The organism is Deinococcus apachensis DSM 19763 (assembly GCF_000381345.1).
Taxonomy (GTDB): Bacteria; Deinococcota; Deinococci; order Deinococcales; family Deinococcaceae; genus Deinococcus; species Deinococcus apachensis.
Map to the genome: position 1 here is coordinate 51,426 of NZ_KB906404.1, position 13,052 is coordinate 64,477.

The window sequence follows — 13,052 nt, forward strand, 5'->3', positions numbered from 1 at the left end:
TCAGCGCGTGTGGGGGTACAGCCACCCCCGCAGCACGCGTGACAGCAGCGGCAGCACCGGCCAGTTCAGGAAGATCGTCGCCAGCAGCGCCGAAGGCAGGATGGCGGCCCACCACGGCCAGCCCTGGACCAGCGGGCGGCACAGCCAGGTGAACAGCAGGATGAGGGGATACACGCCCACGAAGCCCAGCACCACGTTCTTCCACAGGGGCGGCGCGACCGAGCGGGCGGGACGGTCGAACCACGCCTCCAGCCCCACCGACTCGCGGTAGTCGACCTCGCCCGCCGTGAACCGGGGCAATTCGCGCAGGGCCGCCGCGTACTCGGGAGAGGCGCGCCAGGCCGCGAGCGCCCCCGGCGAGACGAAGCGCACGAGCGTCACGTACTCCCGCGCGTCCCCGCTCTGCCCCCGCAGCACATGGACGCCGACGAAGCCCGGCTGCCGCGCCAGGGTGGCGTGGAGGTCCCGCGCCCAGGCCTCGTACTCGGCGGCGCGCGAGGGGCGCACGAACTCCGTCACGACGAGCGTCACACCGTCCCGGGCGGGCGGGGCAGGGGCGGCATGGGGGGAAGGCGGCACGTCGACCATAGGGAGCGCACTCTATCCCGACCGCGCCCCCGGAAAAGAAAGCCTCCCCGGCGCAGTCACCGGGGAAGCCTGGGGCGTGTCATAACCCGTGTGGGCTCAACTGCTGTGCAGCACGTTCATGATGTCGCCGTCCTGCATCACGTAGTCCTTGCCCTCGGTGCGGACCCAGCCCTTGCTCTTCGCGTTCGCCCAGCCGCCCGCCTCGACCATCCTCTGCCACTCGATGACCTCCGCGCGGATAAAGCCCCGCTCCAGGTCGGAGTGGATCTCCCCGGCGGCCTCGGGCGCCTTCTCACCCCGGTGGATCGTCCAGGCGCGGACCTCCTTCTCGCCCGAGGTGATGAAGGTAATCAGCCCCAGCGTCTCGTACCCCACCTTCACGAGCTGGTCCAGGCCGCTCTCCTGCACGCCGAGGTCGCTCAGGAACTCGCGCGCCTCGTCCTCGGGCATCTCGGCGAGCTCGCCCTCGATCTGAGCGCTGATCTTGACGACCGCGGCGTTCTCGCGCTCGGCGTACTCGCGCACCTGCCGCACGGCGTCGTTGTCCTCCGTCAGTTCGTCCTCGCCCACGTTCGCCACGTAGATCACGGGCTTGGTGGTGATCAGGCCGAAGTCCTTGGGGATGGGCGCCTCGTAGGTTCCGGCGCGGGCGGGCTTGCCTACCCCCAGCACGGCGAGAATCTGCTCGGCGAGGGCCGCCTGCTCCCGGGCGTCCTTGTCGTTCCCCTTGGCCTTTTTCTGGAGGTTCGCCAGCCGCTTTTCCAGCCCGGCCAGGTCGGCGAGGATCAGCTCGGTGTTGATCGTCTCGATGTCGTCAATGGGGTCCACTCGGCCCGCCACGTGGATGACGTTGTCGTCCGTGAAGCAGCGCACGACGTGGGCGATGGCGTCCACCTCGCGGATGTTCGCCAGGAATTGGTTGCCCAGGCCCTCGCCCTGGCTGGCGCCCTTCACCAATCCGGCGATGTCCACGAACTCGACGTAGGTGGGGATGATGGGGGGAACCCTCTCCCCCTTGGTGAAGACCTTTGCCAGCGCGCCCAGCCGCTCGTCGGGCACGGGGACCCGGCCCACGTTGGGATCGATGGTGGCGAAGGGGTAGTTGGCGGCGAGCGCCCCGGCGCGGGTGATGGCATTGAACAGCGTGCTTTTTCCGACGTTGGGCAGGCCAACGATTCCGACAGCTAATCCGTTACCCATAACAAAACTTCCCCCTGTGTTTCTGATGTGCTTGACGCTTTTCGCCGCGTCAACACGGCAACCGAGCAAGTATACCGGAGGCGTTTGAATCAGGGGATCGCCTGGGGTAAAAGTGAGGACTCCGGGTTCCGCCCGCCCACCTCTACACAGTCATGCTGTCGCTCCCAGAAGCAAAGCGCGTGGCATGCTGAGCGCATGACCTCCACAGCCCAGGATCGGCTGGCCGCCTACGCGGACCTCTCGCTGCGACTCGGCCTCGACTTTCAGGCCGGTCAGCGACTCTTGATCCTGGACGCCGACGTTACCACCGCCCCCTTCTTCCAGTACCTCAGCCGCGCCGCGTACGAGATGGGTGCCCGTCGCGTCGACATCCTCTGGCGCGACGAGACCGAGATCAGGGCGCGCGTCATGCACGCCCCACTCGACTCGCTGGAGGAGACGCCACCGCAAGCCCGTGCCGCCCTCGACGCGACGACCGCCGAGGACGCCGTGCTGCACGTCTTCTCGCATGATCCACCTGTTCGAGGGAATCAACCCCGAGCGCGTCCAGCGGTTCCAGCAGGGGACGCTGGCGGGACGTGCGGACTTCGCGCGGCGTGTGGCGAACTTCGAGTTCGTGTGGAGCGCCATCGGCGTACCCACAGCCGCCTGGGCACGCGCGGTGTTCCCTCAGCTCGAAGGAGACGCCGCGCTGGACGCATTGTGGACCGCTGTGCTGCGGACCGTTCGACTGGATCAGCCGGACCCGGTCAAAGCATGGAACGAGCACGTCGACGCAGCTCAGGCGCGGCGCGAGAACCTCAACGCCCGGCGGTACGACGCGCTGCACTTCCGTGGCCCTGGGACGGACCTGCGCGTCGGGCTCGCCGAAGGGCACCAGTGGCTGGCGGTCGGTCAGACGGCCCCGAACGGGCGGCGACCGCTGGTGAACATGCCATCCGAGGAGGTGTTCACGGCACCTCACCGCGACCGGGTCGATGGAGTCGTGAGCGCCGCCCGGTCCCTGAACCTCCAGGGGACGTTGGTTGAGGGCTTGCAGGTGCGCTTTGAGGGTGGCCGCGCAGTGGAAGTGACGGCGAACAGTGGCGAGGACGCCGTGCGCCGCCTGATCCAAACTGACGAGGGGGCCGCGAGACTGGGGGAGGTGGCGCTGGTCCCGAACTCCTCCCCGCTGTCCAGAACGGGCGTGCTGTTCCACAACATTCTGTTCGACGAAAATGCCGCGTCCCACCTGGCGTTCGGGATGGCCTACCCTGTGAGTGCGAACCCGGACCCGGCTGCCCTCGACTCGTCTGGTGGGAACCGCAGTAGTATTCACGTGGACTGGATGGTCGGGTCAGGTGAGGTGGATGTCGACGGAGTGTACGCGGATGGTCAGGTCGAACCCGTCATGCGGGCGGGGGAGTGGGTGGACACCCCCACATCCTGACGCCCACGCAATCTTCCTCCCGTAACCCCATCCGTGATTAGACTGCCCGTCCGTTCAACCTCGCCATCACCCGCCGCGCACAGTCCTCAGGAGTGCTCATGGAGGGGTCCAGTTCCAGCTTGAACTCCGGGTGGGCGTAGATCGCCTCGTACCCGACACGAGCGAGACCGGTGGGGCGTCCAGCTTGCGTCGCTGCCCGCTCTGCCTCCCAGCGCTCGCAAACCTCCAGGGGCGGCTTTAAGGAGACCAGCACCGGTTGAAACGGGGCCCAGAGTCGCATCGCTTCCTCGAACCACGCGCGCTCCTCGAATATGACATCCACGATGACGTTGGTTCCTGAGGCGACCAGCGCTGCGGCCGTGTGGTGCAGGGCTGACATGGCCTGCCGCCCCACCGGACCAAACCCAATACCGCGGGCGATGTTGCCCTCCCCGGGGGCGAGGTCGTACCACACGCCCTCGTGCTGCTGGGCCTGAAAGGGGAAGTAGCGTTGCGGCATGGTCGACCACAGGAGGTCGTACCCCAGGAGCAGGTACGGCTCGGGCAACGCGTTCTGAAGGGCGGTGCAGAAGGTCGTCTTCCCCGCGCTGGAGGTGCCGTTCACGACGATTAGACGGCCCAGGGGCACGCGCAGGTCCTCTTTAGGTGGAGTCATGCCTGAGCGTACTGAATATGAACCGGCAGGTACGGCGTCATCGTTCTCCGGGCGTTACGAATGAAGCAGAAGGACGCCTCCGTTCAGCCGGGATGGTTCTCAGCATTCAAGGCTCAGTCGCGTTGAACGCATCAAATGGGCTGCTGCCCCTACTCCTGCTCACGCCTCATGACTCGGCCTGCGCGCAGCCACTGCACGCGCCCGTCCGTGCCGCGCAGCACCTCGAGGCGTGCCCCTTTCATGACACCCCCGGTCACCACCATCCGGTCTGGGGCATAGAAGCGGACCGGGGCAGGGGGCAGGAGGTCCTGCTCAGTCTCAGCGATGGCACTGGTGTCCTCTGGCATCTGTTCCAGTTCCAGTTCCTGCCCGCGTCGTGAGACCACCATCCCGCCGCCGAAGGTGCCAAAGGCCAGGTATCGGCCCACCACCTCGTCGAGCATGTCGCCCTCCACGTCCAGGTACGCGGGTTCCTCCGGGGGCAGGTTCAACAGGTGCTCCCACACCCAGCCCTCCAGTTGCTGATTCAGGAAGTGACCGTGGTCCGCGTTGGTCAGGGACGTGAACGCAAACCCCAGCTCCGGGGCGAGCACGAAGGCCGACATCTGCCCGTTCGTGGCGCCTCCATGCTGAACGAACCGGATGCCCCCCTGGTCCCGCACAAACCATGACACCCCCATCTCCCTTCCCCCAGAAGCAGATACGGTCGGGGTCTGCATCAACTGCATGGACTCCGGGGTCAGAAGGCGCTCGCCGGACGCGGTGGTGCCGTCTCCCAGATGGAAACGCGCGTACGTGAGCTGGTCACGCACGCTGCTGGCGAGCCCTCCGGCAGGGCTGGTGTTCCTCCCCAACCCCCAGGGCCGCGCCACCATCGGCTGGCCGTCCTTGACGATATGCCCCACGACGAAGGAGCGGGTCATCACGTCGTCCTGAAAGAAGAACGATTCTTGCATTCCCAAGGGGTCGAGCACCAGGCGCCGTGCGGCAGCCTCGTAGGTCTCCCCGGTCATGACCTCGATGACCCGGCCCGCGATGTAGAAGGCGGCGTTGTTGTACGACCACACTTCCCCCAGGGGCGTCACCTGCTCCTGGTGGACAAGGTTGGCGACGATGCGGGCCAGGGCGTCGTCCCCGTTGCCGGTGTTCTCGAAGTAATCGCCGACCCAGCCGCCGGTATGGTTGAGGAGCTGGCGCACGGTCACTCTCGCCGCCGCGTCCTCGTCCATCAGTCGCAGGTCGGGCAGGTACGTTCGGACGGGCGCGTCCAGGTCCACCCGGCCCTCCTCGACCAAGCGCATCAGGGCGGTGGCCGTGACCGTCTTGGTGGTGCTGCCGATCTGGAAGAGGGTGTCGGGCGTGACGGGAAGGGAGTTTTCCACGTTCGTCACTCCCAGACAGAGCTCATGCGGCCCTTCGGGGGTGAGGAGACCGACGGCGACGCCGGGCACGTGGTGCTCCGCCATGAGTTCCTGGAGCCGCTGGGTGAGGGCGTCGAGCAACGAGGGCGTGAGCGCCAGGGGCGCCCGGGTGGGTGTCGTCATGGGTGGGACCTCCAGAACCAGCATACCCAGCCTGGAGAGGGCTGTACTCGCTGTGGACGAAGCAGCCGCCTCTCGCACGGGGTACCCCAGCGTGCCCGGAGGAGCGGGAGCACACCCGGGCCACGTGAGGGTGGGCGGTGGCCGTCACTTCTGCGCCGTCAAGCGCTCATGCCGACGGTGGACGGAAGACTGTCCAGGCGTCAACGCCCCCCAGTTTTCGGGGATACCTGGGTCAAGCGTGGAGACTGCCCACTCCGACAGCTAATCCGTTACCCATAACAGGTGTTCCTCCGGTGTTTCTGCTGGTGTGGACGCTTTTCGCCGCGCCCTCAAGGCAACCGAGCAAGTATACCGGAGGAACTCTGATGCAGGAGCTGTTCGGTTTCGCCCCCAGCGCCGGGCCACCCGGCGGGCCCAGGCACGGGGATCAGCGGCTGCTCTCCAGAAGTGCCCAGACCAGGTGCGCATACTCTTCCCGGGAGCGGCCGGGGGCGTACGTGAAGCTGCCCCCCGTGAGTTGCGCGAGCACGGCGTAGAGGCGCAGGTCGAGCGGTGGGTCGCCGAACCAAGGACGGGCGGGCAGGCAACCCGGCCCGGTGGCGATCACGTCCACCCGGGCGCCGGTCGCGGCCAGCCCGCGCAGCAGGTCGGGCAGGGCGCCCAGCCCCTGCGGCAGGGGGGCCACCCCTGTAACCAGCAGCAGGCGTGGCGTTCCCTCCCCGGGCTCGGCCGTTCGCAGGGCCTGGAGCAGCGCGCCGACGCTGTCCTGCGGGCAGGCGCTGAGGTCGTCGGCGTGGACCCCCGCGAGCAGTCCGCGCACCTCGTCGTGCGCGTAGGCGGAAGCGATCTCCCGGGGCGTGTCGGCGTAGGCCGTGACGCCCCAGGTCGTCACCTCGTCGTCGGGCGCGGCGGTCAGGAGGGCCCCCACAGCGTCGGCCACCCCTACGACGGCCGCGGCGTTCGTCCGGGCCGTGTCGAGCACCAGGGCCACACGCCGGGGCGGGACGCACTCGAGGCTGAGCGGCACGTCCACCGTGCGGAACAGGAGGTCGCCCGGTTGGGCTTCCGGCCCGGCGCTGGGCACCGTCCCGTCGTACGTTTCCCCGATGGCGTGGACGAACGGGAAGGAGCGGTCCCCGGTCCCCGCCTCCGCGCCGCAGGTGGCGCCGACGGGCACCCGGGCCGACTCGCCGATGGGCACAGCCCCCCGGGCGGGCGACGCCTCTCCGGGCGGCGTGAAGTTGTAGCGCACGAGGCTGCCCTCCTGGCCGGTGTTGCCGACCGCCAGGGAGCGGTGGATGGGTCGGTTCAGTGCGGTCCGCAGCGTGAAACGGTCCGGGCTGAGCTGCAATCGGGCGGGTCGCCGCAGCCGGATGCTCGCGGCGAACTCCGGCAGGGCTTCCACCGGAGTGGTGCTCACCACGTCGGCGGGCGCGAGGCAGGCGCCGCCGTAGAGCAGGTCGGCGGTGAGGGGTGGCCCAGAAGTGACGCCTGCCTCGTCCAGCATCCCCACGCGCAGGTCACTCCATCGCGAACCGCTGAACACGTAGTCGCCACTGAGCAGGGCGAAGTTCCCCTTGCCGGGAAAGGCGACGGTCGTCATGACCTTGATCACCTGATCGGCGCCGTCCCGGGTCCAACCAGTCGCCCCCGGGTGCTCAATGGTGCGGGTTTCCTCGCCCACGTCCGCCACGAAGGTGAGCTTGCCCCCATGAGCTGATACTTCAGCCAACGCGCGGTCACGTCCAGCGAGAGCACGCCGTCGGCCGGAACACGCATCCGCAGGCCTACGGGCTGGCCCCCCGCCACCCGGTAGACGAAGACGTTCCCCGCCGCGTCGGTCTCGCGCGGCAGGTTGCGCTGCACGCCCTCCACGTTCACGACGGGAATCCACACGCCGCTCCCATCGGCGTACATGCCCGCGTCGGCGGCCCGGCCCGCCCGCGGCTGTCCACCGAAGTACAGGTAGGGAAACGCGAGGTTGGTCGCGGCCTGTCCCGGAGGCAACTGCGCGGTCCCCGCCACGAAATTCACGTGGCCCGTCCGCAGCGGGTCGGTCTGCAAGCGCTCGTACGGGCCGGAGCGCTCGTTGCGGCACACCAGGTAGGTGGTCTGGGTGCGCAGGCCGAACACGCCGGGGTCGATGGGGATCAGGGGCAGGGGGGCCTGTCCCTCCGAGAGGTCGAGCATGGGGGATGCGGGAACCGCTGGGGGCGGGCCGGACACGGACGGGGAACCGCAGGCGCCCAGCAGCAGCGCGGGCACGAGCAGGAGGGGGGCGGGATGACGCATGGGACTCCTCTCGGAGGGAGGCGACTAGAGAGGCGCGAAGAGGCAAGCCCAGACCGGGAGGAACTCGCTACACCCTGGAAGGAGGGGATGGTGAGACTGGACGGACACCGCCTGCTTCCGGAACCGCTGTGAGCTTCAGCCGCCGCCACTCACCTCCAGCCGCCCGATCTTGCCCGCGTCCATCAGGGTGAACCACAGCGCCCGGTCCGGCCCGAGGACGAGGTGGTACGGCCGGCCCTGCGGAGTCAGGATGGGGTAGCGGGTGAGCCTGCCGTCCGGCGTCATGCGCCCGATCTCGTGGGAGTTGTACCCCGTGAACCACACCGCGCCGTCGGGACCGACCGCCACGCTGATGGGGTTCATGCCGGGGGCTGGGAAGAAGCTGATCTGGCCGTCCGCCGTCACCCGCCCGATCACCGAGGCGTTCGAGCCCGCGAACCACATCGTCCCGTCCGCGGCGGCCGTCATCCGCAGCGGGACGATGGGCTTGTCCTCCGGGCCCAGGCCCACCGGGAACAGGGTGTACTTCCCGTCGGCCGTCATCCGCAGCAGGGCCCACGCCCCCGCCTTCAGGTCTCGCACCCGGAACCACAGCGCACCGTCTGTCGCCACGGCGGGTCCCACCGGACGTGCCAGGTACTCGGGGAGCGCGATCTCGCTGACCGCCCCGTCGGGCGCCACCCGGCCGACCTTGCCGCTGGCCCACTGGGAGAACCACATCGCCCCGTCCGGCCCGGCGGCGACCCCCAGCGGAGAGCTGTTGTACGTGGGGACGCGAACCTCGCTCACCCGGCCGTCCATGCTGATGCGGCCCAGGCGGTCGGCGGCGGACTCGGTAAACCAGACCGCACCGTCGGGGGCCACGCCCACGAAGCCCTGCCGGGGCTCGGTGCTCTCGGGGGTGGGGATGGGGTACTCGGTGACCTGCCCCCCGGCCGTGATCCGCCCGATCCGGTTCGCCCCCGTCTCGTGAAACCAGATCGCTCCGTCGCCCCCGACCACGAGGCCGCCGGGCAGGGCGTTCGGGGTGGGTAGGTCGTACTCGGTCATGACAACCTGCGGGCCGGGCTGGCTGCCCCGCGCGGCGTAGACGGGTGAGGCGCGCGAGGAGACGGCGACCGGGGGGCTCGACAGGGTGGGCGCGCAAGCGGCGAGGGCCAATGTCAGGGCGAGGGCGTGCAGGAAGAAGGGGGTGCGCATGGGCGTTCCTCCATGACTTCGGGGATGGCGGGTGTGTTTTCCAGGGGTCAACCGGCGGAGCGCAGGCGTGTGAGTAGCCACCCCCACACCCGCGACAGGGCCAGCGTCTCGGGATGACGTGGGGGCCGGGGTTCGGCGGTGCGCGAGGCGAGCAGGCGTGCCGTCCGCGCCTCTTCCATCAGGTGCTGGTGATGCTCCAGGGCGCGCTCGTGGCGCTGCTGGTCGGCCCAACTGACCCCCTGGTAGTTCATGACGTCTCCTTCTGGGCACCGGGCACTTCGGCGGCGGTGAGAGGGCCAACGTCGAGCTTGATCTTCATGGGCAGGCGGCGGAGAGTGCGCAGGCTGTTCATGATGTTCCCCTCCTTGGGGTGCCGGAAGGGTAAGCGGGAAGGCGCGTGGAAACGCACCTCCCAGGTCGTGGAAGGTGGGAGGTGCGCGACCTCCCAGGGGCCCGGCCACCTTCAACACGCCGTGCAAAAGTGCTTACACTGGGGACCACCCACCCCTTCCCCCCTCCCGGGGAGATCAGGATGACGGCGCCCCCCCGGTACGTCCGCCAATACGAGTTGCTCGAACGCGTCGGCGCGGGCGCGTACGGCGAGGTGTACCGCGCCTACCAGGCCGAGGTGGGCCGCGAGGTCGCCGTCAAGGTCATTCGCCCGGAACTCGCCGCCCAGCCCGAGTTCGTGCGCCGCTTCGAGGTGGAGGCCCAGCTCGTCGCGCGGCTGGAACACCCCCACATCGTTCCGCTGTACGACTACTGGCGCGAGCCGGGCGGGGCCTACCTCGTCATGCGCTGGCTGCCGACCACGCTCGCGCGGCGGCTGGACGCGGGCCCGCTGACGCTTCCCGAGGGCCTGCGGCTGGTCCGGCAGGTCGGGGCGGCCCTGGCGGCGGCGCACCGTCAGGGGGTGGTGCATCACGACGTGAAGCCGGACAACCTCCTGCTTGACGAGGACGGCAACGCGTACCTGGCTGATTTCGGGATCGCGCGCCCGGTGGGGCGGGGTGGGGGGGCGGGCTCCCCCTACCTCCCGCCCGAGCAGGGGCGGGGGGAGCCGCCGGGCCCCCTGGGGGACCTGTACAGCCTGGGCCAGGTGCTGCGCGCTGCGCTGGGGGCGGACGGCCGGGGCGCCGGGATGCCTGGGGACGTGCTCGCCGTGCTGGCGACCGCGACTGCCCCTGAGCCCAGCCACCGCTACGCGGACGTGGCCCGCTTCGTCGCCGCTTTCGAGGCTGCCGCCGGGCCCCGGCCGAGTCGTGACCCCCAGCCCCTCCCCGATCCCCTGACCGAGCGGGAGCGGGACGTGCTGCGGCTGATGGTGGCGGGGCTGAGCAACAGGCAGATTACGCAGCACCTCCCCCTCACCCTGGAGACGGCCCGCTGGTACGTGAAGCAGGTGTACGCCAAGCTCGACGTGCACAGCCGGGAGGAGGCGGTGCGGCGGGCGGGGGAGTTGGGCCTCTTCGCCCAGGGGGGCACGGCCCCGCCCACCCCCGCGCCCCTCAGCCCGCGGGAGGAGGTCGGCGCTCCCCCCAACCCCTACAAGGGCCTGCGCCCCTTCGGGGAGGCGGACGCGCCGGACTTCTTCGGGCGAGAGCGGGAGGTCGCGGCGCTGCTGGAGCACCTGAAGGGGTCGCGCTTCGTCGCGCTCGTCGGGCCCAGCGGGAGCGGCAAGTCCTCGGTGGTCCGCGCGGGGCTGCTGCCCGCCCTATGGTCCGGGGCGCTGCCGGGCTCGGGCAAGTGGTTCGTGGCGACCCTGCTGCCCGGCCCGCACCCGCTCGCGGCGCTGGGAGCGGCCCTCACCGGAGTCGCTCTGCGCTCCCCGCCCCCGGACCTGCTGGGTGCTGGGGACCTAACGGCCCTCGCACCAGCCATCCTGCCCTCGGACCCGGAAACCGAACTCCTCGTGGTGATCGACCAGTTCGAGGAAGTCTTCACCCTGACCAGGGACGTGCGCGAGCGGGACGCGCTGCTGGCGGGAATCGCCGAAGCTGTGGGCGCGGAGGACAGCCGGGTGCGGGTGGTCGTCACCCTGCGCGCCGACTTCTACGACCGGCCGCTGCTGCACCCGGCGACCGCCGGGCTGATGCGCGAGCACACCCTGGCCCTCACCCCGCTGAGCCCGGAGGACCTCGCCCGGGCGGTGACCGGACCTGCCCGCCGCGCGGGGCTGAACCCGGAGCCCGCGCTCACTGTCGCCCTCGTCCGCGACGCAGGGGGCAGCCCGGCCCGCTGCCGCTGCTGCAATACGCGCTGACCGAACTCTACGAGCGCCGCGAGGGCCGCACCCTGACCCTCGCCGCCTACGAGGCGCTGGGCGGCCTGCGCGGCACGCTGGCCCGGCGGGCGGAAGGACTGCTCGCGTCGCTGGGCAAGGCCGAGCGGCCCCTGGTGCGCGAGGTCTTCCTGCGCCTGGTGACCCTGGGCGAGGCGGGCGAGGAGACCCGGCGCCGCGCCCCCCTGGCCGAACTGCACGCCCTGGACGAGGAGCGGGTGCCCGAGGTGCTGGACCTCTACACCGGGCGCCGCCTGCTCACCGCCGACCACGACCCCCTGACCCGTGAGCCCACCGTCGAGGTCGCCCACGAGGCGCTGCTGACCGGGTGGCCCACCCTGCGCGCCTGGCTGGACTCGGCCCGGGAGGACCTGCGGCGCCAGAGGTTGCTCGCCCGGCGAGCCCACGAGTGGCGGGGGGCGGACCGGGACCCCGGCGCCCTGCTGCGCGGCGCCCCGCTCGCCGAGGCGGAGGCCTGGGCCCGGGGGGCGTCCCTGCGCCTCACCCCGGAGGAGACCGAGTACCTGGCGGCCAGCGCGGCGCAGCGGGACCGGGAGACGGCGGAGGAGGGCGCGCGGCAGGCCCGCGAGCGGCATCTCGAAGGCCGGGCGCGGCGCTTTCTTACAGCGCTGTCGGCGGTGCTGCTGGTCTCCACCGTGCTGGCGGGCGGGCTGAGCTTGTGGGCGCTGCGCAGCCGCCAGGAGGCCCACGCCAGCCTCGCCCGCAGCGAGAGCCAGCGGCTGGCCGCCGAGGCGACGGCCCTGCTGAACGGTCGGGGTGACCCGGAACTCGCTGCGCTGCTCGCCGTCCACGCGACCCGCCTCTCGCCCACCCGCGAGGCCGACCTTGCCCTGCAACGCGCCGCGCAGCACGACTTCGGGCGCAAGCTCTTCCAGATTGGGGGCTATCCCGAGACACTGGCGGCCTCCCCGGACGGGCGCTCTGTCGCGGTGGGTACCTACGCGGGCAGTTCGGGGACGGCGGCGGTGCGGTTGTGGGACGCTCGCTCAGGAACCGCCAGCGTCCTGTGGCAGGACGTGGCAGGTAATCCGGGGCCGCTTTCCTTTTCCCCCGATGGCCGCCTCCTGAGCTTCACCACCTTCGACCGGGACTACACGCGCTCCACCGTGCGGCTGTACGACGTGGACAGCCGCACCGTGCGGTGGACGCGCAAGCTGACGGGAAACGGGAGACTCTTCCTCTCGGCCTCCGGGGTAGGTCTGCTGGGGCTGGACGGCGCCCCCTCCGAGGTCGTTTCCCTCGCGGACGGTCGGAGGCGGCGGGTGCTGCCCCCAGACCTCGACGGGTGGATAGGAGCGGTGTCCCCCGACGGGCGGCGGCTGGCCCTGGCGGCCGGGAACGACCTGCGGGTGCTGGACGCCCGCACGGGCGAGGGGGAGTTCACCCTGCGCGGCCACACTCGCCCGGTGCTCGACGTGACCTTCGCCCCGGACAGCCGGACGCTCCTCAGCGGCAGCGCCGACACGACCGCGCGGGTCTGGGACGCAGCGCGGGGCCTGCTGCGGCACACTCTGGGCGCGCACACCGAGTCGGTGGGGCGGGTAGCGTTTTCCCCTGATGGGCGCTTCCTCCTCACCGGGGGTCGCGACCGGGTGGTGCGGGTCTGGGAGGTGGGGGCGCTCTCAGGGGGGCGTGAGGCGTGGCTGCTCCCCACCCCCGCCCTGGGCACGGATAACGCCGGGTTCCTGGGGGGGCAGGTGGTCACGGCCAACTTCGACGGGAATGTGCGGGCCTGGCCCCAGGGTGGCCCCAACCCGCCCGACGCCTACTCGTTCGGTGGGGACTCCGTGCGCGGCCTGTCGTTCTCACCGGACGGCACGACCCTCTGGGCGGGCAACGTGA

At 70.6% G+C, this 13,052-nt stretch carries 8 protein-coding genes and 2 pseudogenes; 2 read left to right on the forward strand and 8 right to left on the reverse strand.

All coding sequences use genetic code 11. The features are described 5' to 3' along the window. Both F784_RS0111935 and ychF read right to left on the reverse strand, forming a co-directional pair. On the reverse strand, positions 1 to 588 hold the full coding sequence (locus tag F784_RS0111935; protein ID WP_019586968.1) for an antibiotic biosynthesis monooxygenase: 588 nt from the start codon (positions 586 to 588) through the stop codon (positions 1 to 3). 96 nt (positions 589 to 684) lie between these two features. After that, positions 685 to 1,788 (reverse strand): redox-regulated ATPase YchF, encoded by a 1,104-nt coding sequence (ychF, locus tag F784_RS0111940; protein WP_019586969.1) that lies wholly within the window; start codon positions 1,786 to 1,788, stop codon positions 685 to 687. A gap of 195 nt (positions 1,789 to 1,983) precedes the next feature. Between ychF and F784_RS26215 the strand changes: the two are divergent. Beyond that, positions 1,984 to 3,217 (forward strand): annotated as a pseudogene (locus F784_RS26215) (aminopeptidase). Between the two features lie 37 nt (positions 3,218 to 3,254). Here the strand turns inward: F784_RS26215 and F784_RS0111955 are convergent. The 6 genes from F784_RS0111955 to F784_RS0111980 form a co-directional block, all read right to left on the reverse strand. After that, positions 3,255 to 3,872: a phosphotransferase-like protein gene (locus tag F784_RS0111955; protein ID WP_157465220.1), complete on the reverse strand. Its 618-nt coding sequence runs from the start codon at positions 3,870 to 3,872 to the stop codon at positions 3,255 to 3,257. Positions 3,873 to 4,021: 149 nt separating this feature from the next. Further along, positions 4,022 to 5,416: a serine hydrolase domain-containing protein gene (locus F784_RS0111960; RefSeq protein WP_019586973.1), complete on the reverse strand. Its 1,395-nt coding sequence runs from the start codon at positions 5,414 to 5,416 to the stop codon at positions 4,022 to 4,024. A gap of 427 nt (positions 5,417 to 5,843) precedes the next feature. Next, complete coding sequence (locus F784_RS0111965) at positions 5,844 to 7,109, reverse strand: vWA domain-containing protein (protein ID WP_019586974.1); 1,266 nt, start codon at positions 7,107 to 7,109, stop codon at positions 5,844 to 5,846. Then, entirely contained in the window at positions 7,028 to 7,708 is a 681-nt protein-coding gene (locus tag F784_RS0111970) for a hypothetical protein (RefSeq protein ID WP_019586975.1), read from the reverse strand. Before F784_RS0111970 ends, F784_RS0111965 begins: the two co-directional genes overlap by 82 nt. Before the next feature lie 135 nt (positions 7,709 to 7,843). Then, positions 7,844 to 8,908: a Vgb family protein gene (locus tag F784_RS0111975; RefSeq protein ID WP_019586976.1), complete on the reverse strand. Its 1,065-nt coding sequence runs from the start codon at positions 8,906 to 8,908 to the stop codon at positions 7,844 to 7,846. Between the two features lie 47 nt (positions 8,909 to 8,955). Further along, a complete protein-coding gene (locus F784_RS0111980) occupies positions 8,956 to 9,159 on the reverse strand; it encodes a hypothetical protein (RefSeq protein ID WP_019586977.1) in 204 nt (67 codons plus the stop codon). A 281-nt stretch (positions 9,160 to 9,440) separates the two neighbouring features. Here F784_RS0111980 and F784_RS27695 point away from each other — a divergent pair. Then, positions 9,441 to 12,805: pseudogene (locus F784_RS27695) on the forward strand (nSTAND1 domain-containing NTPase); the annotation flags it as partial. Between the last annotated feature and the right edge of the window lie 247 nt (positions 12,806 to 13,052).

Bases quoted from the DNA above. Each gene is read 5' to 3' on its own strand.
- F784_RS0111935 (WP_019586968.1), bottom strand. From the start codon at position 588: ATGGTCGACGTGCCGCCTTCCCCCCATGCCGCCCCTGCCCCGCCCGCC.
- ychF (WP_019586969.1), bottom strand. From the start codon at position 1,788: ATGGGTAACGGATTAGCTGTCGGAATCGTTGGCCTGCCCAACGTCGGA.
- F784_RS0111955 (WP_157465220.1), bottom strand. From the start codon at position 3,872: ATGACTCCACCTAAAGAGGACCTGCGCGTGCCCCTGGGCCGTCTAATC.
- F784_RS0111960 (WP_019586973.1), bottom strand. From the start codon at position 5,416: ATGACGACACCCACCCGGGCGCCCCTGGCGCTCACGCCCTCGTTGCTC.
- F784_RS0111970 (WP_019586975.1), bottom strand. From the start codon at position 7,708: ATGCGTCATCCCGCCCCCCTCCTGCTCGTGCCCGCGCTGCTGCTGGGC.
- F784_RS0111975 (WP_019586976.1), bottom strand. From the start codon at position 8,908: ATGCGCACCCCCTTCTTCCTGCACGCCCTCGCCCTGACATTGGCCCTC.
- F784_RS0111980 (WP_019586977.1), bottom strand. From the start codon at position 9,159: ATGAACTACCAGGGGGTCAGTTGGGCCGACCAGCAGCGCCACGAGCGC.